General features: G+C 63.5%; 22 protein-coding genes and 1 tRNA gene. 10 read left to right on the forward strand and 13 right to left on the reverse strand.

Annotated elements, in window-relative coordinates; translation table 11 throughout:
- The first annotated feature begins 61 nt into the window (after window positions 1-61).
- Together JQ641_RS02090 and JQ641_RS02095 are read left to right on the forward strand one after the other, a co-directional pair.
- Window positions 62-1,033 carry a S1C family serine protease gene (locus JQ641_RS02090; protein ID WP_211994170.1) on the forward strand — a complete coding sequence of 324 codons (972 nt, stop codon included), beginning with the start codon at window positions 62-64 and terminating at the stop codon, window positions 1,031-1,033.
- Window positions 1,034-1,137: 104 nt separating this feature from the next.
- Window positions 1,138-2,241: an alpha/beta hydrolase gene (locus JQ641_RS02095; RefSeq protein ID WP_211994171.1), complete on the forward strand. Its 1,104-nt coding sequence runs from the start codon at window positions 1,138-1,140 to the stop codon at window positions 2,239-2,241.
- Between the two features lie 147 nt (window positions 2,242-2,388).
- On the opposite strand, the gene JQ641_RS02100 is transcribed toward JQ641_RS02095, so the two are convergent.
- A complete protein-coding gene (locus JQ641_RS02100) occupies window positions 2,389-3,129 on the reverse strand; it encodes an SDR family oxidoreductase (RefSeq protein ID WP_211994172.1) in 741 nt (246 codons plus the stop codon).
- A 120-nt stretch (window positions 3,130-3,249) separates the two neighbouring features.
- On the opposite strand from JQ641_RS02100, the gene JQ641_RS02105 reads away from it, so the two are divergent.
- Together JQ641_RS02105 and JQ641_RS02110 are read left to right on the forward strand one after the other, a co-directional pair.
- Window positions 3,250-4,137: a LysR family transcriptional regulator gene (locus JQ641_RS02105; protein ID WP_211994173.1), complete on the forward strand. Its 888-nt coding sequence runs from the start codon at window positions 3,250-3,252 to the stop codon at window positions 4,135-4,137.
- 52 nt (window positions 4,138-4,189) lie between these two features.
- On the forward strand, window positions 4,190-4,396 hold the full coding sequence (locus tag JQ641_RS02110) for a hypothetical protein (RefSeq protein ID WP_211994174.1): 207 nt from the start codon (window positions 4,190-4,192) through the stop codon (window positions 4,394-4,396).
- A gap of 137 nt (window positions 4,397-4,533) precedes the next feature.
- Here the strand turns inward: JQ641_RS02110 and JQ641_RS02115 are convergent, their stop codons facing one another.
- From JQ641_RS02115 to JQ641_RS02130, 4 genes are all read right to left on the reverse strand, one after another.
- The gene (locus tag JQ641_RS02115; protein ID WP_211994175.1) at window positions 4,534-5,208 is read right to left on the reverse strand and encodes a DsbA family protein; all 675 of its coding nucleotides are present in this window, start codon (window positions 5,206-5,208) and stop codon (window positions 4,534-4,536) included.
- Window positions 5,209-5,238: 30 nt separating this feature from the next.
- Window positions 5,239-6,024, reverse strand: coding sequence for a sulfite exporter TauE/SafE family protein (locus JQ641_RS02120; protein WP_211994280.1), 786 nt, complete (start codon window positions 6,022-6,024; stop codon window positions 5,239-5,241).
- Between the two features lie 128 nt (window positions 6,025-6,152).
- Window positions 6,153-6,632, reverse strand: a complete 480-nt coding sequence (locus JQ641_RS02125) for a PaaI family thioesterase (RefSeq protein ID WP_211994176.1) — start codon at window positions 6,630-6,632, stop codon at window positions 6,153-6,155.
- 5 nt (window positions 6,633-6,637) lie between these two features.
- Window positions 6,638-7,072, reverse strand: coding sequence for an acyl-CoA thioesterase (locus JQ641_RS02130; protein ID WP_211994177.1), 435 nt, complete (start codon window positions 7,070-7,072; stop codon window positions 6,638-6,640).
- 114 nt (window positions 7,073-7,186) lie between these two features.
- On the opposite strand from JQ641_RS02130, the gene JQ641_RS02135 reads away from it, so the two are divergent.
- Window positions 7,187-7,744: a TetR/AcrR family transcriptional regulator gene (locus JQ641_RS02135; protein ID WP_211994178.1), complete on the forward strand. Its 558-nt coding sequence runs from the start codon at window positions 7,187-7,189 to the stop codon at window positions 7,742-7,744.
- A gap of 215 nt (window positions 7,745-7,959) precedes the next feature.
- Here the strand turns inward: JQ641_RS02135 and JQ641_RS02140 are convergent, their stop codons facing one another.
- Window positions 7,960-8,457, reverse strand: a complete 498-nt coding sequence (locus JQ641_RS02140; protein WP_211994179.1) for a hypothetical protein — start codon at window positions 8,455-8,457, stop codon at window positions 7,960-7,962.
- 269 nt (window positions 8,458-8,726) lie between these two features.
- On the opposite strand from JQ641_RS02140, the gene JQ641_RS02145 reads away from it, so the two are divergent.
- Window positions 8,727-9,011 (forward strand): PsiF family protein, encoded by a 285-nt coding sequence (locus JQ641_RS02145; RefSeq protein ID WP_192738360.1) that lies wholly within the window; start codon window positions 8,727-8,729, stop codon window positions 9,009-9,011.
- A 203-nt stretch (window positions 9,012-9,214) separates the two neighbouring features.
- A complete protein-coding gene (locus JQ641_RS02150; protein WP_502754923.1) occupies window positions 9,215-10,300 on the forward strand; it encodes an AbrB family transcriptional regulator in 1,086 nt (361 codons plus the stop codon).
- Between the two features lie 149 nt (window positions 10,301-10,449).
- Here JQ641_RS02150 and JQ641_RS02155 read toward each other — a convergent pair whose 3' ends face one another.
- Window positions 10,450-10,989 carry a disulfide bond formation protein B gene (locus JQ641_RS02155; RefSeq protein ID WP_211994181.1) on the reverse strand — a complete coding sequence of 180 codons (540 nt, stop codon included), beginning with the start codon at window positions 10,987-10,989 and terminating at the stop codon, window positions 10,450-10,452.
- Window positions 10,990-11,138: 149 nt separating this feature from the next.
- On the opposite strand from JQ641_RS02155, the gene JQ641_RS02160 reads away from it, so the two are divergent.
- A tRNA-Leu gene (locus JQ641_RS02160) sits at window positions 11,139-11,223 on the forward strand.
- A 121-nt stretch (window positions 11,224-11,344) separates the two neighbouring features.
- On the opposite strand, the gene JQ641_RS02165 is transcribed toward JQ641_RS02160, so the two are convergent.
- On the reverse strand, window positions 11,345-12,271 hold the full coding sequence (locus JQ641_RS02165) for an ABC transporter permease (protein WP_211994182.1): 927 nt from the start codon (window positions 12,269-12,271) through the stop codon (window positions 11,345-11,347).
- 471 nt (window positions 12,272-12,742) lie between these two features.
- Here JQ641_RS02165 and JQ641_RS02170 point away from each other — a divergent pair, with 471 nt between their 5' ends.
- Window positions 12,743-13,207 carry a GNAT family N-acetyltransferase gene (locus JQ641_RS02170; RefSeq protein ID WP_211994183.1) on the forward strand — a complete coding sequence of 155 codons (465 nt, stop codon included), beginning with the start codon at window positions 12,743-12,745 and terminating at the stop codon, window positions 13,205-13,207.
- Window positions 13,208-13,231: 24 nt separating this feature from the next.
- On the opposite strand, the gene JQ641_RS02175 is transcribed toward JQ641_RS02170, so the two are convergent.
- The 4 genes from JQ641_RS02175 to JQ641_RS02190 all read right to left on the reverse strand — a co-directional run bounded on the left by JQ641_RS02175 (window position 13,232) and on the right by JQ641_RS02190 (window position 17,051).
- Complete coding sequence (locus JQ641_RS02175) at window positions 13,232-14,878, reverse strand: sensor domain-containing diguanylate cyclase (RefSeq protein WP_211994184.1); 1,647 nt, start codon at window positions 14,876-14,878, stop codon at window positions 13,232-13,234.
- A gap of 298 nt (window positions 14,879-15,176) precedes the next feature.
- Window positions 15,177-15,809, reverse strand: a complete 633-nt coding sequence (locus tag JQ641_RS02180; protein WP_211994185.1) for a hypothetical protein — start codon at window positions 15,807-15,809, stop codon at window positions 15,177-15,179.
- A 116-nt stretch (window positions 15,810-15,925) separates the two neighbouring features.
- Window positions 15,926-16,597, reverse strand: a complete 672-nt coding sequence (locus tag JQ641_RS02185) for a hypothetical protein (RefSeq protein ID WP_211994186.1) — start codon at window positions 16,595-16,597, stop codon at window positions 15,926-15,928.
- A gap of 208 nt (window positions 16,598-16,805) precedes the next feature.
- A complete protein-coding gene (locus tag JQ641_RS02190; protein ID WP_192735271.1) occupies window positions 16,806-17,051 on the reverse strand; it encodes a hypothetical protein in 246 nt (81 codons plus the stop codon).
- 120 nt (window positions 17,052-17,171) lie between these two features.
- On the opposite strand from JQ641_RS02190, the gene JQ641_RS02195 reads away from it, so the two are divergent.
- Window positions 17,172-17,825, forward strand: a complete 654-nt coding sequence (locus tag JQ641_RS02195; protein ID WP_211994187.1) for a hypothetical protein — start codon at window positions 17,172-17,174, stop codon at window positions 17,823-17,825.
- Between the two features lie 138 nt (window positions 17,826-17,963).
- On the opposite strand, the gene JQ641_RS02200 is transcribed toward JQ641_RS02195, so the two are convergent.
- Window positions 17,964-18,944, reverse strand: a complete 981-nt coding sequence (locus JQ641_RS02200) for an NAD(P)H-dependent flavin oxidoreductase (protein WP_211994281.1) — start codon at window positions 18,942-18,944, stop codon at window positions 17,964-17,966.
- Window positions 18,945-19,017: the final 73 nt, after the last annotated feature.

The following is a 19,017-nucleotide window of genomic DNA, read 5'->3' on the forward strand; positions in this document are numbered from 1 at the left end:
CATGATCTATTCGGGTTGCGCGGCGTTGGTTAGCTGCGCGCAACCGTATGGGAGACCCTTCATGCCCTCTTTGACCGAATGGAAAGTGCCGCCGGCCAACCAGCCGCGCCCGGGCGATTACAGTTTTGATCTCGACCGCGCACTGGCCTCGGTGGTCGGGCTGCATTCGATTATCCCCGCCGACGCCTTCAGCGCGGAAACACTCGGCACCGAGCGCGCCGGCAATGGCGTTCTGATCGACGACGGCCTGGTGCTGACCATCGGCTATCTCATTACCGAGGCCGAGACCGTGTGGCTGCATCTGGGCGACGGCCGCGTGATGCAGGGCCATCCGCTCGGCTTTGACTTCGAATCCGGCTTCGGCCTGGTGCAGGCGCTCGGACGTCTCGACATCGAGCCGCTGCCGCTCGGCTCTTCCGCCATCACCAGGGTCGGCGACCGCGTCGTGCTCGGCGGCGCCGGCGGCCGCACGCGATCGGTCGCGAGCCAGATCGCGGCCAAGCAGGAATTCGCCGGCTATTGGGAGTATCTGCTGGATGAAGCGCTCTTTACCCACCCCGCGCATCCGAACTGGGGCGGCACCGGGCTGATCTCCGGCCGGGGCGAATTGATCGGCATCGGCTCGCTGCAGCTCGAACGCGAGCGCGAGGGCAAGGCCGAACACGTCAACATGATCGTGCCGATCGACCTGTTGAAGCCGGTGCTCGACGACTTACGCAAGTTCGGCCGCGTCAACAAGCCGGCGCGGCCATGGCTCGGGATGTTTTCGACCGAGATCGACAACCGCATCGTGGTGGTCGGCGTCGCCGGCAAGGGTCCCGCGGCGCGCGCCGAAATCAAGACCGGCGACGTCATCCTCGCGATCAACGGCGACAAGGTCACCAGCCAGACCGGCTTCTACCGAAAACTCTGGTCGCTCGGACCGGCCGGCGTCGACGTGCCGCTCACGGTCTATCATGAGGGCGTCACTTTCGACGTCGTGCTGACCTCGGTCGAACGCGCCAAGCTGCTGAAGGCGCCGAGACTTCACTGAGCAAGACTTCACTGAGCAAGACTTCACTGAGCAAGACTGCGCTAAGAAGACTGCACCGAGAACGCGGCGCCAGAACAAAAGCTCCAATAAACAGGGAATGCGCAATGAGCGAGGCCGTGGTGGACGACATCGTGGCTGTGCTGCCGCCGCTGTTGCAATCGCTCGAAGCGCTCGGCTTTGTCGCGCGCCATCTGAACCCGCCGGATTTTGGTCGCGTGATGGAAGCGGCCGGCACGCCTGACGAGGCGCTGCGCGCGGTGCGCCCGCGGCTATTGCGTTGGCCCGCGGAATTCAGCGATATCAAGACCGTGCTCGAAACCGCCAGCGACGCGGCGCTCGCCGCCTTTGACGGCCTGCGCGAGGTGCAGAACGGCAACGGCGATCTGGTCAGCGTGTTTCGGGCGCTGCGCTATTCGCCGCGCGCGCAGGAGGCGCTCTATGCGCTGGTCGAAAAATTGCCGCCGGTCAGCGAGTTCTTCGTCGAGCCTTCGCTCCGCGAGGATACCGATCTCGCCGCACGGCTGGCGCAACCGGCCAATGAAAACACCGGAATTTTTCACGACCATAACGAGCCCGGCAGCCGCGGTGGCTTCTCGCTCTATGTGCCGGAATATTATACGCCGGACCGTGCCTGGCCGCTGGTGATGGCGCTGCATGGCGGCAGCGGCAATGGCCGCGGTTTTCTGTGGAGCTGGCTGCGCGACGCGCGAAGCCACGGCGCCATCCTGATCGCGCCGACCGCGACAGGAAATCCTTCGAACAGCAAAACCACCTGGGCCTTGATGGGCGAGGATACCGACACGCCGAACCTGATGCGCATCCTGGAACAGGTGCGCTCGCGCTGGAACATCGACGCGCAAAAAATGCTGCTGACCGGCATGAGCGACGGCGGCACCTTCTGCTATGTCAGCGGGCTCGAAAGCGGCTCACCGTTCACGCATCTCGCGCCGGTCTCGGCGACGTTCCATCCGCTGATGGCTGAAATGGCGGATGCGGAGAGACTGCGCGGCCTGCCGATCCACCTCGTGCATGGCAAGCTCGACTGGATGTTTCCGGTACAGGTAGCGCGGCAAACTCGGCAATTGCTATCAGTTGCCGGCGCCGAGGTGACCTATCGCGAGATCGACGATCTCAGCCACACCTACCCGCGCGAGATCAACGCGCCAATGCTGGCCTGGCTGCGCGGGAAATCGGCCGACGGCGCCTGAGGCGCCATGTTTCGTCATTGCCTGCAACAAACGCGAAGCGTTTGTGCAAGGGAGCGATAGCGACGAAGCAATCCATCTGTCCACTTGCGGCGCGATGGATTGCTTCTCTAACGCTCGCAATGACGCGGATGGGACGTGCTTGCTCGCTCAGACCATGCCACCATTGGCGCGCAGGGTTTGGCCATTGATCCACGAGCCGTCGGGACCGGCGAGGAAGGCGACGCTGGCGGCGATGTCCTCGGGCGTGCCGAGCCGTTCCAGCGGATTCATCTTGGCGAAGCGCTCGATGACTTCCTGCGTCTTGCCCTTGAGGAACAGGTCCGTCGCGGTCGGTCCCGGCGCCACCGCGTTGACGGTGATCGAACGGCCACGCAGCTCCTTGGCCAAGACCGCCGTCATGGTTTCGATCGCAGCCTTGGTCGCGGCATAAACGCCGTAGGTCTCGATCCGGGTTCCGACCACGCTGGTCGAGAAGTTGACGATGCGGCCGCCGTCGCGCAGCCTTCTCGCGGCTTCGCGCATCGCGTTGAAACTGCCCTTGAGATTGATCGCGACCTGCTGGTCGAACAACGCGTCGTCGCTGTCGGCGATTTTTGCCAGCTTCATGATGCCGGCATTGTTGACGAGCACGTCGATACCGCCGAACGCCGCTTCCGCCGCATCGAACATGCCGCGCACCGCGCTCGCGTCGCTGACATCGGCCCTGGCGGTCAGCGCCCTGCCGCCCTTGCCCTCGATCTTGCGGGCCAGCGCCTCGGCCGACTTGGTGTCGCCGGAATAGTTGATGACGACGGTGAAGCCGTCGGCCGCGAGCCGTTCGGCGACCGCAGCGCCAATCCCGCGCGAAGCACCGGTTACGATTGCTACCTTATTGGTTTCGTTTGACATTTTATCTCTCCCACGATTGAGCGGCTTCGGCCGCTGCTGATGGAAGAAACCTATGGCTTTCCCCTGCCCGGATAATCATGCATTAATTGTCATCACTATCCGAAAATAACGAATAATATCATGGACCGATTTGACGCGATGCGGGTGTTCACACGGGTGGTGGAGCGGCGCAGTTTTTCGCTCGCGGCCGATGATCTCGGCCTGCCGCGCTCGACGGTGACCGACGCCGTGAAGACGCTGGAAGCGCGTCTCGGCGTGCGGCTGCTGGAGCGGACCACGCGGCAGGTCCGCCCGACGCTGGATGGCGAAGCGCATTACCGGCGCTGCCTTTCCCTGATTGCCGATCTCGAGGATGCCGAAGGCGCGTTCGGCGGCGCCAGGCCGAAGGGAATGTTGCGGCTCGAAGTGCAGGGCACGCTGGCGCGACACTTCCTGCTGCCGAACCTGCCGGGCTTTTTCGCGCAATACCCCGACATCGAAATCAATATGAGCGAGAGCGATCGCTGGATCGACCTAATCCGCGAAGGCGTCGACTGCGTGTTGCGCTTCGGCCATCTGCCGGACAGCGACATGATCGCGCGGCAGGTGGTGGCGCTGGAGCGCTTGACCTGTGCCGCGCCAAATTATTTCGCGCGCTACGGCACGCCGACTGATCCGGACACGCTCGACGGTCATCACATGATCGGGCTGCGCTCGCTCACGACGGGACGGTTGCGGCCGATGGAGTTCATGATCGGCGATGCGTTGCGCGAGATCCCGTTGCCGGTGGTGATGTCGGTAACGGGACCTGAAAGCTATCTCGCCACAGCGCGGCTTGGCCTTGGGCTTGTGCAAGTGCCGCGCTTTCACGCCGAGACCGATCTGGCGAACGGCACGCTGATCCAGGTGCTGGCGGATTGTCCGCCGCCATCGGTGCCGGTATCGCTGCTCTATCCGCGCAACCGCCAGCTCTCGCCGCGCGTGCGCGTGTTCATCGAGTATGTGATGCGGGCGTTCGGTCGCATTTGATGCGGAACTTTCCGCCACGCACCACGTTATCAGCGCATCATCGGAGGACGTGATGCGAACTTTTTTTGGAATGATTTTGGGCGCGCTGCTGCTGGTCTGCGGCGTTTACGTCTATGATTCGATGAACACGTCGAGTGTGGCGAACGGTCAGGTCGCGCAGGCCAACCGCACCATCGTCAACTGGGACGTGGCCGCGACCGACTGGAAGGCGCTGAAAACGCGCGCCCATGAGGAATGGACCAAGATCGCGTCGAAATGATTACCCGACTTCGCAGTTCAGTGGCTTCATCCTTCGAGACGGCGCTTCGCGCCTCCTCAGGATGAGGTCTAGACCCTCATGGTGAGGAGCACGGCAACGCCGTGCGTCTCGAACCACGAGGCCAACACAACTCCCCCTCAATTGCTCGCCTTCGCCTTCCGCGCGTCCTTGATGACCATTTCGAACTCCGCCATGGTCAGGATGCCGGGCACGCGGAACTTGCCGACGATAAAGGACGGCGTGCCGCGGAAACCGAAGGCTTCGGCCTGGGCGTGGTTGCGGGCCAGGATGGCGTCGATCGCCTTGGCGTTGGTGGTGAGGTCGCGGTTGAGGCGGTCCATGTCGATGCCCTTCTCAGCGAGCAATTCGCGGGCGCGCGCCTCGGTCAGCCGTGAACTGACGCCGATCATTGCCTCGTGCGCCAGCAGGAACTTGTCCTGATACTTGGCCGCCAGCGCCATCCGCGCCGTGATCTTGGAAACTTCGCCGAGGATCGGCCAGTCCTTCAACACCAGTCGGACCTTGCCGTCGTCCTGCACCACCTGCGCGATCTCGGGCGCGATCTTGCGGCAATAGGGACAATTATAGTCAAACCATTCGACGATGTTGATGTCGCCGTCGGGGTTGCCGGCCGCGGGAATATCCGGGTCGCGCAGCACCAGCGCTTCGGTCAGCACCGCGTCATCATGCGCAAAGGCCTGATGTGGCATCGCCGCGGTGCCGAGCAAGGTTGCTCCGGCGCCCATCAGGCCGAGCGCTTCGCGCCGGCTGGGTCCCGGATTGGTTGCGGCTGGTTTGTTCTGCTGGTTCATTGCTGCTCTCGCGACGGCCCTCACCCCTGTCTACGCCCAGGATGAGGATATGTTACGCGCCAGCATATAGAGCGCCACCGCAATAATGACCACGGCGAACACAATGTTGAGGGCGCCGCGCCGCTCGGCGAGGAGACGGGCGGAGCGGGTGCCGGCCAAGCCGCCGGTAATACCGCCTGCGACGAACAACCCCGCCAGCGCCCAGGAGACGAGGCCGGACCAGGCATAGCTCGCCGCGGTGGTCATGCCGAACGCGGTGACGGCGACCAGGGAGGAACTGACCGCGTTCATGATCGGCATCCCCGTCGCCAGCATCAACGCCGGCACGATCAGGAAGCCGCCGCCGATGCCGAAGAAGCCTGATAGCGTTCCGGTCGCCAGGCCAAGGCTGACGATGGCCGGCATGTTGGCCATCGACATCTTGACATCAGGCAGCCCGATCCGCGACCGCGTCTTCAGCATCAGCAGCGCGATCACGATCATGACCAGCGCAAACAGCGCCAGCAGTTTCTGGCCGTCGACCATCTTGCCGAGGATCGAGCCGCCGAAGGCGCCGGCCATCCCCGCGACAGCAAATGTCAGCGCGCAGGACCACACCACCGTGCCGCCGCGCGCATGGTTGGACAGATTGACCGCGGCATTGGCGGCGACCGCAATCGCGCTGGTGCCGATCGCGACATGGGGTTCGGGCACGCCGACCACATAGACCATCAGCGGCACCGCCAGGATCGAACCGCCGCCGCCGACCAGGCCGAGCGAAAACCCGACCAGCATCCCCGACGCCAGTCCCAGCACGCTTTGCGCCGTGGAGATGATCAAGATGGAAGACTCATGTGCACGGCAGAACCATAGAAGGAATTTCTATGATCCGCCATGGCTGCAGCACAAATCTGCCCTGCAACAGGCGTTCAGCGTATGTGTGATGCTCCGAGCAATGTCCGACGTCAGGCGGGCGCGAGCGCCTTGTTCTGCAATGGTGCGCTGGCGCGGCGCGGCAGCGCCATCAGCGTCCCCGTCATGGTCGCGACCAGGGTTTCAACACCCTCGTGCTCCGCATAGGCACGGCCTTCGCACACGGTGAGCGTACGGCCCGGCTTGACGACGGTGGCGCGGAAGGCAAAGCGCTGGCCGCGCGCCGGCGCCAGCAGGTTGGTCTTGAACTCCACGGTCAGGATGTCGGAGCCAACGGGCATCAGCGTGAAGGCGGCGATGCCGCAGGCACTGTCGAGCCCGGCGGTGATGATACCCGCATGCACGAAACCGTTCTGCTGGGTGAAGTCGCTCGAATAGGCCATCGCAAGCTCGACCTCGCCCGGCTCCAGCCGCGCGATCGAAATCCCGAGCGTGCGCATCGCGTGCTGGCGCTCGAACGTGTCCGTCGCGATGCTGCGATAGTCAGGGTTTTTCGGCTCGAATCGCGCCATGCCGCTCATGCCGGCACCGCCTCAGCCGGGCTGAGATGCTTCAGCGCGGTGTTGCGGATCTCGGGCGAGAACGGCATCGATTTGTGGGCCTGCCGGTCGAGGTGCACGGCGGTGATTTCACAGCTCGCTGATATCTCGCCGGTTTCCGCGTTGCGCATCTCGTGCAGGAAGCGAATCGATTTTTCGCGGATTTCCAAGAGCCGGCTTTTGACTTCGACGATATCGCCGGCGAAAAGTTCGCGCTTGTAGCTGATGTTCTGCTGCACGCCGGCCATGCCGCGGCCGGATTCGCGCAAATAGGAAGGCGTCAGCCCGAGCCGTGCGAACATATTCCAGTTCGCCTCGTCGAATTTGCCGACATACCACATGATGTTCATGTGCCCGACATGATCGCATTGCCACGGATAGACCGTGCCGCGATAGGTCGCGTCAGTCTCCATCGTCTCGCTCCCGCTTGCCGTTCCTGGTCGGTTTTCGATTTTGATACGGTAGCGTATCAGGGCGGATGCGGGTTAGCAATACGGTACCGTATCAAGAATTGGTGAGTCGCTGACATGACCGACGGCAAGAGCGAAACCTGGATCGAGGCCGGCATGGCGGAAATCGCCCGCACCGGCGTCGAGGGCGTGCGGGTCGAGGTGCTGGCGAAGAATCTTGGCGTCACCAAGGGCGGCTTCTATCGCCGCTTCAAGGATCGCGCGGCGCTGCTCGACGGCATGCTGCAAAACTGGAGCACCGGGCGCATCGCGGCGATCGAAAGGCAGACCAGCCTCGATGGCGCCACCGCGCGCGAACGCCTGCGGGCGCTGGTCGCGCTTTATTCGGAACGGATGAATACCGAAGGCATGGCGGTGGAGCTTGCGATCCGGCAATGGGCGCGATCCGACGAGGCCGCGGCCGCCGCGGTCGCCAGCGTCGATGCCGCGCGCCTGCAGAATGTCGGGCAGCTCTATCGGGCGGCGGGGTTGGCCGCAGAGGAAGCCGACGCGCAGGCGTTCCTGTTCTACTGCTTCATCTTCGGCCAGAGCCTGCTGTTCCTCGAACGCGGCCCGCGCAAGCGCGCGCAGCTGATCGCAAGGTCAGCCGAGAAGCTGCTTGAGGATGAAGGCTAGGCGCGTGACGATTTTGAATCGAATCGGCACCCGTCATCCCCGCGCAACGGCTTCGCCGTTGTCGCTGGAGGTGCGAGCGGAGCGAGCCTCGAAGGATGGGCCACGGGCGCGTCTCATCCTTCGAGGCGCGCAAGAGCGCGCACCTCAGGATGACGCGTAGAACTAGCTAGGCGCGGCCGAACCAATTGGCCGCGCCCTGAGAACTCAGCCTTGGCTCAAGCCGTGGGTTTCAGCTTCTTGGTGCATTCGCTGTAATAGCCGCCGCCCTTCTGGATCCATTTCAGGCCACCATTGGCGTTGGTGGTCTTGTTGGCGTTGTACTGATCGACGCAGGTGTGCATGCGCTGCTTGCCGGCAGTTTCCTTGGAATATTTCGGATCCACGGCGCTCGGATAGACCGCAGGTCCCGACGGCGCGGCCGGCGCAGCTGCTTCCTTGGCGGGCGCGGCTTCCTTCTTGGCCTTGGCTTCCTTGGGCGCGGCAGCGGGTGCCGCGGCCGGCGCGGCTGCTGGCGCCGCGGCGGTGGCATCCGCACCGCACTGTGCCTTGCGGAAGTCATTCCATTTCTGGCCGCCGAGCGTGCCGGCGGTCTTGGCGGCCTGGTATTTCGCGCTGCATTCCTGCGCGGTGAGGGCTTGCGCCGGCGACGTCACCATGAACGCCGCAAAACCCGACACCGCCATTGCGCAGAGTATTCTTGCTTGATTGGTCATCCCAAAACTCCTTGGAGCAGTTCAACCGGGGCAAATTAGCTTGCCCCATTCAACTTGGGCAGGTCGTCCTTGTGCAGTTACTGTGCAATCATTCAGGGGTTTTGACCTGCACCGCCATCCTAACGCAACCAAAGCTTGCGGCAACGAAAGCCGCGATTTTCCGTTCAAAATAATGTGGCTGTCAAAGACGCGGATAGTCCGGTCCATTCACTTAACGTTCAGCATCACGGCGCGACGGTCGCGCCCTTGTCTTCAATCCGAGGTGCCCCATGAAGATCTCTTCCCTTGTCACCGCGACCGCGATTGCTTCGTTCCTGCTGATGGGCGCCGCGTCGGCGCAAACCGCCGCGCCGGCTGCCAAGACCGAGGCGCCGAAGACCGAAACCAAGGCACCGGCCGACAAGAAGGCCGCCGCGAAGCCGCGGACGCCAGGCTCGCTCGAATGCTCCAAGCAGGCCGACGAGAAGGGGCTGAAGGGCAAGGAACGCAAGAAATTCCGTTCCGCCTGCAAGAAGGAATTCGCCGACAAGGAAAAGGCGGCGGGAGCGAAGTGATCACTGCCCTTGCTGTTTCAAGGCAAGGACTAGTTCGCATCCGCATGTTTGACGGTATTGCCTGGCGTCCGCGGACTTCCTCGGGCGCCAATTGCCTGCCTGCGATTGGACTACCCGCGCCGGGGCCGATGCTGGCTGATGCGCGCATTGCAGCAATCGCGTGGCGCATTTGTCCCCTCATGCGGGATTTGCCATAAGGCGGCGTGAGCCTGATCCCCGCATCGATGACGTCTGCGATTCCTGACCGCGCCAGGATTCTCTCCACGATCGAGACAATCGTCCTCGGCGCCGCTGGCGGCTTGCTGTTTCTTTGGGCAAACCTGCCCGGTGGACTGATCTCCGGCGCGATGTTCGCGGTCGGCATCGCCGCGCTCTGCGGACGACCGCTCGCGATGCCACCGATCCTGACGCAAAGCGTGCTGTTGCTGCTCGGGATCACGCTGGGCTCGCTGGTGTCGCGGCAGCTGATCCAGCACATGAGCTCCTATCCGCTGACCATCGGACTTCTGGCGCTCGCCACCTTCTGCTCGACCTTCGGCAGCAGCTTCTACCTGCAGCGCTTCCACGGCTGGGACCAGACCTCGGCCTTGCTGGCGGGAAGCCCCGGCGCGCTGTCGCAAATCACCATCCTCGCCGCCGAAAAGGGCGCCGACGTCGCTGGTATCGCCGTGGTTCAGACCATGCGCGTGATCATCCTCACCGCCGCCCTGCCGCTGCTGCTGGCATTGACCGGAATCGCGCCATCGGCGCCGCCGAACCTCGCCGCCATCATCGCCTCGCCGCTCGAACTGGCCGTATTGATCGCGGCTGCGGTCGCGGTCGCGCTGCTGTTGCTGCTGATGAAATTTCCGGCGAGCTGGATGTTCGGCGCGATGATCGCCTCGAGCGTGCTGCACGGCACCGAAATGATCGAGGGCGGGCTGCCGCCCTGGATGCGCGGCGTGGCGCTGGTCGGCATCGGCGCGGTGATCGGCACGCGCTTTGCGCGGGTGAAACGGTCGACGCTGCTCAGCCATGTCAATGCGGGGTTCGGCTCGTTCGCAGTCGCGATTCTGATCTCGGCGATCTTCGTCGCCATCATCGCGCTAACCACGAATGTGCGGCTGGCCGACGTGCTGGTGGCGTTCGCGCCGGGCGCGATGGACGCCATGCTGGCGCTGGCGCTGACGCTGCATATCGACCCGATTTTCGTCGGCGCGCACCATCTGTCGCGCTTCGTGTTCGTCTCCATCACGACGCCCGGCATCGTCCATCTGTTCGGACGGCCGCAGGATGATGTGGATGATTGAGGCAGGCGGATCAGGTGCGTAGGGTGGGCAAAGCCACCGGGTCGCGCGAATGCGCGCCCGATGACAGGCTCCGCGTGCCCACCATTCAGGCCAACGGTTCGGATAGATGGTGGGCACGGCGCAATCGCGCCTTTGCCCACCCTACGAAATTACGCTTTGGACGTCTTCTTGATGCCCCACGCCGCGATCGCAGCCATCGCCAGCGAGATCAGCACATTGTAGCCGGCCAGCGAGAGGCCGAGGAAACGCCACTGCACCTCGTCGCAGCGGATCACCTTCACGGTGTCGAGCCGCTCGAGCAGCGTGCCGGCGCTGCCGAGATCGACGACCGAGCCCGAGCAATCGGTCGGGCCCTGCCAGAACTTCCATTCGACGCCGGCGTGGTAGCCGCCGAGCCAGGCGTTGTAGAGCGCAGCCAGCGCCAGCAGGGCAAGGCCGGCCAGCAGCACCGGCCGCGGCGCGTCCCGCGAGGCCACGAACGCGACCAGGAGCCCAAGCGGGATCGCCAGATAATAGGCGTAGCGCTGTTCGAGGCAGAGCGGACAGGGCCGGATATCCTGCACCAGCTGGAAGAACCAGGCGCCCGCCAGGGTCGCCGCCGCGATGGCTGCGATCGCCAGCGCGGCGACAACAGCGGGATTGGCGCCAAGCCCGGCATGTGACGGATTTGCGGTGGCATGAAGCGTCACGGGCGTTCTCCAACGATAACAACGTCCTATCTCTCTGAAGTGGCGCTGTCGAGGCACGGGACAATCACATCCGCGCGGGTTGACCCGCCGAAACCGCCCGCTATATTCCGCCGGCTTCGCGGCACCGGCCTTTGGCCGGCGCCCCGAGGGCCCCTGTGGCGGAACTGGTAGACGCGCTCGACTCAAAATCGAGTTCCGCAAGGAGTGCTGGTTCGATTCCGGCCAGGGGCACCACGCTTCGCCTGCGGCTTCGCGTGGCGCGGCCACGCCAGACCGAAAGAGCGAAGCGTGTCCGGGTTAGCCACTTGGCGAAGACGGACTGTCGCGATCTTGCGCGGTGGTCCCCGACCAAACCTCAGTTCTTTGCTTCGACGGCGTGCTTCATCAGCGCCTTGTCGCTGAGATCCTGCTGCAGAATCTCGCTGAGGAAAACGACGAGCGAGTTGTATCGCGAGATGCCCTCGGGCACGGCCAGATCGGGATAATAGCGCTGACGGGAAGCTTCGTAGTGCAGGCGGCCCAACTCAACATCCCCGCTCGCCGTGCGTTCGATGACCTCGGTGACCTTGCAATCCCCACCAAATGGAACGGGCCTGAGAACAATGGCCGGCGTCCGATCGTCCGGCGGGTCCGGCAGCGTGCGTCGCCTCAGGCACATGTCGACACGCAGCGGCGCAACCGCAACCTTCCTTTGAACCAGCTTCGGCGTGATGCCGACGTCGGCACTGTCGCGCCCGCCGGTACAATTGTCGGAATACTCGGCCAGGGTTTCCCGAATTTCAGGCTTGCGAGAAGTGAAACAGAATCGACCGGCCTCGACCACACGCATTCCCGTTAGGATCGCGACCGTGTCGGGAACGTCGTAATTGTGATCTCCACACATGTACATGTCCTCGAGGACGAGCAAGTCATGCTTGGCCGATGGCTTCTTCAGCGGGACATAGCCAGTGGCGCATTCCTTCCGCTTGCTCTGCAAGTATGCATTCGCCCTGGCGCCTTCCTTGAGGTTCTTGTCGATCTCACCGACGAGCGCTGCGGTCGCCTGCCCGACGGGCGATAGCGCCACGGCGATCGCCAGCAGCGCGACGCCGATCGCGGCCGGAATTCGGCCGAAGGTCAAAAACCCGAAAAACAGCAGACCAACGACGCCGACGCTCCAGATGGGCACGACAAACAGAAAGAACCCGGCTGCCGGCATCGCCAGAAACACAATGGGCGGCACAATTGCCAACACGACGGCCGCGACGAACCCAAAAATCACTTCCCGAAAATATCGCTTCATCGAAGGATCGCCGTGCACGTGGACGGAGCCACGTTCGTATCACGGCAGAATTAACTGTTATGGAATCGGAAGCGTAGAAGCCTATCGGTCGGATTAAGCGCCGCCAGTTCGTCGGCCACGAGGGCATGGAAGCCGCCTTCCGCCGCTTCGTCCCGCCGTTCCGGCGTCGCTATAGCCAAGTCCGACATGCCACTTTGTGATGCAGATTCTATGAAACTCCAATGTTGGTATTTGTGTTGGTATCGAGAATTCGAGGCCCGAAGAAACCAAATACAATCAATGCTATGGCTGGCCAATTCAACGCCGGCCAGGGGCACCACGCTTCGCCTACGGCTACGTTGGCGCAGCCACATTCAAATCCATCCTGTGTAGCGGCCAAGGCTGCCCGGCGTAGCCTCTTGCGCAGCGAAGCGATCCCCTCGTAGCGTCTGTCAGGACTGCCACCTCGGTCAGAATCACCAGGGCCACCCGATGGACATGCTCGTCAAACTCTATGCGCTGCCGGATTCCCGGCCCGCGTATGATCGATTGCGCAACGCCGGAATCGTCATGCGCCGGGCGCTGGCCCCCGAGAAGCACAAGGTCACAGGCTGGGTGCGGCAGAATTTCAGCGAGGCATGGGCCAGCGAAACCGATGTCGCATTCAGCCGCCAGCCGGTCTCCTGCTTCATCGCGGTCCGGGAGAAAAACATCATCGGCTTCGCCTGCCATGACGCGACCTGTCCCAACTTCTTCGGTCCGACCGGCGTCGATCCGAAGGCCCGGCAAGGCGGGGTCGGAAAGGCCCTGCTGTTCGCCTGCCTCGAGGACATGCGGCAACAGGGCTTTGGCTACGCCATCATCGGCGGCGTGGGGCCGGCGGAGTTTTATTCGAAGGCGGTCGGCGCGGTGGCCATCGAAGGTTCGGAGCCGGGGATTTATCGCGGGCTGCTGTAACGCCGCATTGCCCGTGGGAGGCTGTTAGATCCGGGCGACCGCGGAAGATCGCGCTTGATCGGCCATCTGGGCAGCCCCGCGCGCTTCACCGGAATACGCGCCGGCATCGGGCACGATCGAGCCCGCCTCGGTTTCCGCCAATTCAGTGCGATTGCGGCCGAGGCGTTTGGCCTCATAGAGCGCCTTGTCGGCGGCGGCGATGAGATCGCGATGCTTGCTTTCCGCGCCGGGCACCAGGGACGCGACGCCGATGCTCAGCTTGGCATGGCCGCGCTGAGTCTCGTCCGCGCCGCAGCGGACGATCAGATCCTCGCGAATCCGCGCCGCCAGCGCTGCCGCGTCGCCGAGCGACGTTTCCGGCAGCAGAACGGCGAACTCGTCACCGCCATAGCGTGCACCGATGTCCGAGGGGCGCTTCACATTCGCCGCGATCGACGCCGCAATGTCCTGCAACAGCCTGTCGCCAGCCTGATGGCCATGCGCGTCGTTGTAGACCTTGAAATGGTCGGCATCGATCATCAGCAGCGCGACCGGCGCGCGGCTGCGCATCGCGCGGCGCCATTCATAGGCCAGCGCGCGGTTGAAATGCCGGCGGTTGGCAAGACCGGTGAGCCCGTCGATCGTGGCCAGAATGGTGAGCTTCTTTTCCGCGGCACTGCGGCGCGCGAATTCGCGATGCAGGAACGCGGCCAGCATCACCGTCACGGCGCACAGCACGGCCATCAGGACGCCGATCGCGACCGCCTGCCGCCACCACGCCGCAAGGACATCGTCGAGCGATTGGCCGACCACGACGATCAGCGGCAGATTACCGACCTGGGTATAGACGAACAGCCGTTTGATCCCATCCGACACCGCCTTCGATTCATAGTGGCCGCTGGAAGCCTTCGGGAAGTGCGTGAACAGTTCGGCGCGCTTGATGCTGGTGCCGATGAAATCCTGGCGGAACGGCCAGCGCATCAGCACGATGCCGTCGGTGCGAGCCAATGTCACCGTGCCATTGGGGCCGAGCGAGGCATCCTTGAACATCGCCTGGAAATGGTCCTGCAGCATGGCCGTGAGCACGACGCCGGCAAAGGAGCCGTCCGGATGCGACAGCCGCCGGCTGAACGCCACCAGCGAGAGGCCGGTGACACGGGACGCGATCGGACGACTGACGTACAGGCCGGCAGAATCATTGTCTCTGTGAAACTGGAAATAATCCCGGTCGGACATGTTGTGTCCCGGCGGGATCAGATTCTTGGAATCGTGCGTGATCCGTCCGGTGTCATCGACCACGAACATCGATGTCGGATGACGCGCGGTAGCGGAATAATCGAACAGCACCAGCTGGCGCATTTCCGGACTGAGACGATCGAGACCGGGCAGCTTCAAGTTGCTCATCAACCCCTCGAGCGAGAGATTGAGCAGATCCACGTTGCGAGCGATATCGGCCTTGAGCGAATTGGCGAGGCTGGTTGCGACCTCGGTGGCACGCGCTTCGGTCGCCCGCCGCGCCTCCAGCAGCACCCAACCGCATACCGCGGAGAAACTCAGCGCCAGCAGAACGACCGAAATGGTCATCCGGTGATGCGACTGCGTCCATGCCCAACCGGAGCTATCGTCCGCCTCGGCGGGCTGACGCGACCAGAGCGACTTCCACACCGGTTTGCCCGCTTCCGCTATTGCCACGGAATTCACCTTGCAAGACGTTGCCTTCGCCTCTTGTGCGCCGATGGAACGAGTTCCGCGTTAAAGGCCAAGTGAATTCGCCCCATGTGGTTCACAAATTATTCGCGGAACAGGTTGAAATGGCCTGATCGGGCGACTTTTCCGCGGCAGTACGGATGCTTTTTCGCGCCGCACACAAGCAATAATGAAGAACAGCACCGCACGCCGCCAGTGCGGATCGCGCCTGCGCACGGACGCAAGGTGGTGGAATCGCGTGGCGGATAGGTGAAGCGATCTGGATCGGCAGGCAGTGGATCGATCAGTCCAGATCGAACAATCTGATCCGCGGCGTATCGAGTCGCGCCGGCTCGGCCGCGAAGACCTGCCGCGGCTCGGTCTCTTCGCGGACCTTCTCCTCGACCTGGCGAAGCTCCTGATCCTGCCGCGGCCGGCGTCGTTCAACCCATTGCTGACGGCGCTCGGCCTTGCGCTTCTCCTCGGCCGCACGTCTTGCCTCTCGCCTGATATCGGCGTCGCGTGACTTCACGTCGGCGGCGTCGCGCGCCCTGATATCGCTGTCGCGCGTTCTGGCAAAAGCGGCTTCGGGCGTTTTGACCGGTTCAGGGCTTGTCTTTTCAGACGTTGCTGCCTGCGTCACGGGTGCCGCGCTTTGCAATGGTGATGCCGTCGGCGGCGCGCTTGCAGTCGCCTTTTCCATGGACGACGCTTCGGCAGGCCTCGCCGACGTTGAGGCTGCGCTCGGCGCGGGCTCGGCCGATGCATTCATTGCCGGGATCGGCTTCTCCGACATCCGCAATTCGAGCTTGCTCATTTCGATCTTGGGCGCATGCGGGCTGACGATGTTTGAAATCAACATGCCGCCGCCAAGGCCCGCGACAACGGCCGCGACCACGGTTCCCACGCCTGCAAAATATGCTGTCGAAGTGCGCATCGGCACGGCTCCTTGATCCACGCGGGAAAACGCGCGGACAGGACCGATGTTCCGATATGGGAAAATGTGGAAACGATGGAACCGGCGGCGTGCGCTGCGGCCGCCGCCGCAATCGCTCAGATCATGGAGGCTACTTTTTCGAGCCCGATGATGCGGGCAAGCGAGCGCACTTCGCTCTTCTGGTCTTCGCGCAACTGGAACAACAACGGCATCGCCGCCGATTTCAGCTGCTGGACTTCTTCAGCCTCGGGATCGATCGGAATGCCGCCCGCCGCGTTGGGATCGGCCTGACGCTTTGCGTGAATCTTGCGGGCGACAGCCTTCAACGCGGTCTCCACCGGCGGCCAGTAGGATTCCTGCGAAGCGGACAGTTTCAGGCGCTCCTTGATCCCGGCGATCTGGACGTCGCTGAGCAGCGCGTAGTTCTTTTGCGGGGCAGGCTTCGCGGCGGCCTTGGGCTTGGGCGGTGCCGCAGCAGGCGCCATGGCGGGTGCGGCAACTTTCGGAATTCCAAGATCGGCCGGCCCGGTCGACGCATAGGCCTGGCGCAATGGCTCGCTCAGTACGGGTGCGGACTGCGGCGGTTCGAACGCGGCCAGCGCCATCGTCGCAATGGCGAGCTTGTCCTTCTTGCTTTCCTTGTTGGAGACCGGAGCCTGGAAGTCGGCCGGTGCGGAGGCCAGTTCGTAACGCGCGCCGAACAGGCTGTCGCGGCCGAGAATTGCGGTGGCGGCGGCGCCGACCACGAGGAAACAGGTCAACGCAATAATCGTAATGACTTTGGTCAACAACGTCTCCATTCCGCCGATCCCGGAGCCCATGGGCTCCAGTCTTTTAACTTTTTGACGCGCCTTTTCGACGCGAACCGGTATCCACGTCGCTCTAAAACGCTACCGAGGATGCCCGGAAACTGGACGGTAATTAAGGCTTTACCATGCCGCTCAAGGGGTTAGTGCCCCCGGAAAATCACAGGAATCGCGCCGAATCGGCAAAAAATCAGGCCGCGGCGGCCAGATCATAGGCTTCCTGGATGTCGGCGACGATATCGGAGGCCTCCCAGAGCGCGTCGGGGGCGACCGAGCGCAGGCTGATGGTCCAGTTGCTTTTGCCGGTGCGGGGCATGCTGACGATGTCGAATTCGACGTTGCGGCAGAGCGGATGCCGGTCCAGCGCGCGGGTCACCCGCCACCTGATCTCGTCGATGGTGGCCGGGGTTTTGGCATAAAACTGATCGAAATCCATCTTGCGCCCCCTTATTTGCGGATCGCCCGGCGGTGCGGCCGGCTATCCTGTGGTTCTATTGTTGGGGCGGATTTGGTTAATGGCCCGTTAATCCGGGAACGGCACGAGAAACAACCCTGCATGGCGGAAGCAACTCAGGAAGCGACGACCGCCACGGACGGGCCGTCGGTCCGATCAGCGCTGCTGGCGGCCGCGGGCATTTCGATCGGCACGCTGCTGCTCGCGACCTTCGAATTGTCGATGGCCGACTGGCCGTCCGGCTTTGTCCTGCTCGGCATCCTGCCGCTGACGGCGCTGGTGTTCTTCGGCTGCGGCCTCTGGACGGCGACGCTGCTGCTTCGCATCCCACGGGGCGGTGCAAAATTCGCGATCCCGTTCCTGATGTGCGCGGCGACGCTGGCGCTGCTGGTCTACGCACCCTTGCAGAAAGTCGCGTTGCAACGGAATTTCTCCTGGCACCGCGCCGATCGCGAACGAATCGTGGCCCGCGTCGAGGCCGGCGAGCTCAAGCCGAACGTCGCCTACAACAAATCCATGATCGCGCTGGGCGCAACCGAGCCCAACGTTTCCGCCGGCGGAAACGACATCGTCATCGACACGGTCAAAGAAGGCACCTACGTGCTGTTCCTGACCTCGCGCGGCCTGAAACACTATTTCACCGGCTTCCTGCACGTGCCGCCGGGCAGCGACCCCAAGGACTTCTTCGAGTTCGACGACAAGCCGCCGAGCCAGCTCGTTCACTACGACGGGAATTGGTATTTTGTGGCGAATTAGGCGCGCAACAATCCGGAGTCTAGCATCTTGCTCGTCATGCCCGGCCTTGTGCCGGGCATCCACGTCTTACTCTTCGCCGCAAAGACGTGGATGGCCGGGACAAGCCCGGCCATGACGAGATAGCGTCGACTGAACGGCTTAAGTGATCTGAATTTTCACCGCCGCAGCGCGGTACTCCGCAAGCGTCTGTGCAACGAGTTCATCGACGCCAAGCACTTCCGTCACGCCCGAGGTGGAATGTCCGGCGCTCCAGATGTCTTTCCAGCGCTTTGGGCGGCTTTCGCGCGCGCCGATGTCGATGTCCTTGCCAATATCGATGGCGCCGCGCGCCGGCAGATCGTCGGGATCGAGGCCGGCTGCTTCGATTGATGGCCGCAGCATGTTGGTCTGCAAGCCCGTGAAAGCCGTGGTCAGCAGAATGTCGTCGGCGCTGCTGGCAACCAGCATCTCCTTGTACCTGATATCGGCCATGCTTTCGCGCGTGGCGATGAACCTGGTGCCCATGTAGGCGAGGTCGCAGCCGAGCGCCTGCGCCGCACGTAAGGCGTGTCCGTCGCTGATGCCGCCGGCGAGCACCAGTGGGCCGTCGAAGAAACCGCGCACCGCGCGCACGAACACGAACGGGTTGAGCCAGCCGGTCTGGCCACCCGCGCCTGCGGTCAGCAGTACGAGGCCATCAGCGCCGGCGGCGACCGCGCGTTCGGCATGGCGGATGCTCGCGACGTCGGCGAAGACCAGCGCGCCGACATCATGCAACGGCGCCGCGACCTGTGCCGGCGATCCGACCGAGGTGATCACTATCTCGGGCTTGTGCCGCAGCAGCACTTCAAGGTCCTGCGCCAGCCGCGCATTGGAGCGATGCACGATCAGGTTCGCGCAGATCGGCGCGGCGGGCTTTCCGCTCTCGTCCGAATGACGCTGCAAACGGCCTTCGATCTCGCTGAGCCATTCTTCGAGCTGTTCGTGGCTGCGGCAATTCACCGTCGGAAACGAGCCGATCACGCCGTTGCGACAGGCGGCGACCACAAGCTCGACGCCGGAAACGAGAAACATCGGCGCCGCGATCAGCGGCAGGCTGAGGCGATCCTGAAAGCGCGCGAGAAGATCGGTTGTATGCATCATCGCAACTTGAGCCGTGGCCTTGGTGTGCTAGCGTTGGTTAAACATTGGCATGATCGAGAGCCAATTACAA

This window comes from Bradyrhizobium sp. JYMT SZCCT0180 (assembly GCF_018130165.1).
GTDB lineage: Bacteria > Pseudomonadota > Alphaproteobacteria > Rhizobiales > Xanthobacteraceae > Bradyrhizobium.

Coding starts and splice junctions, on each gene's coding strand:
- JQ641_RS02090 (WP_211994170.1), top strand. CDS start 62: ATGCCCTCTTTGACCGAATGGAAAGTGCCGCCGGCCAACCAGCCGCGC.
- JQ641_RS02095 (WP_211994171.1), top strand. CDS start 1,138: ATGAGCGAGGCCGTGGTGGACGACATCGTGGCTGTGCTGCCGCCGCTG.
- JQ641_RS02100 (WP_211994172.1), bottom strand. CDS start 3,129: ATGTCAAACGAAACCAATAAGGTAGCAATCGTAACCGGTGCTTCGCGC.
- JQ641_RS02105 (WP_211994173.1), top strand. CDS start 3,250: ATGGACCGATTTGACGCGATGCGGGTGTTCACACGGGTGGTGGAGCGG.
- JQ641_RS02110 (WP_211994174.1), top strand. CDS start 4,190: ATGCGAACTTTTTTTGGAATGATTTTGGGCGCGCTGCTGCTGGTCTGC.
- JQ641_RS02115 (WP_211994175.1), bottom strand. CDS start 5,208: ATGAACCAGCAGAACAAACCAGCCGCAACCAATCCGGGACCCAGCCGG.
- JQ641_RS02125 (WP_211994176.1), bottom strand. CDS start 6,632: ATGGCGCGATTCGAGCCGAAAAACCCTGACTATCGCAGCATCGCGACG.
- JQ641_RS02130 (WP_211994177.1), bottom strand. CDS start 7,072: ATGGAGACTGACGCGACCTATCGCGGCACGGTCTATCCGTGGCAATGC.
- JQ641_RS02135 (WP_211994178.1), top strand. CDS start 7,187: ATGACCGACGGCAAGAGCGAAACCTGGATCGAGGCCGGCATGGCGGAA.
- JQ641_RS02140 (WP_211994179.1), bottom strand. CDS start 8,457: ATGACCAATCAAGCAAGAATACTCTGCGCAATGGCGGTGTCGGGTTTT.
- JQ641_RS02145 (WP_192738360.1), top strand. CDS start 8,727: ATGAAGATCTCTTCCCTTGTCACCGCGACCGCGATTGCTTCGTTCCTG.
- JQ641_RS02165 (WP_211994182.1), bottom strand. CDS start 12,271: ATGAAGCGATATTTTCGGGAAGTGATTTTTGGGTTCGTCGCGGCCGTC.
- JQ641_RS02170 (WP_211994183.1), top strand. CDS start 12,743: ATGGACATGCTCGTCAAACTCTATGCGCTGCCGGATTCCCGGCCCGCG.
- JQ641_RS02180 (WP_211994185.1), bottom strand. CDS start 15,809: ATGCGCACTTCGACAGCATATTTTGCAGGCGTGGGAACCGTGGTCGCG.
- JQ641_RS02190 (WP_192735271.1), bottom strand. CDS start 17,051: ATGGATTTCGATCAGTTTTATGCCAAAACCCCGGCCACCATCGACGAG.
- JQ641_RS02195 (WP_211994187.1), top strand. CDS start 17,172: ATGGCGGAAGCAACTCAGGAAGCGACGACCGCCACGGACGGGCCGTCG.
- JQ641_RS02200 (WP_211994281.1), bottom strand. CDS start 18,944: ATGCATACAACCGATCTTCTCGCGCGCTTTCAGGATCGCCTCAGCCTG.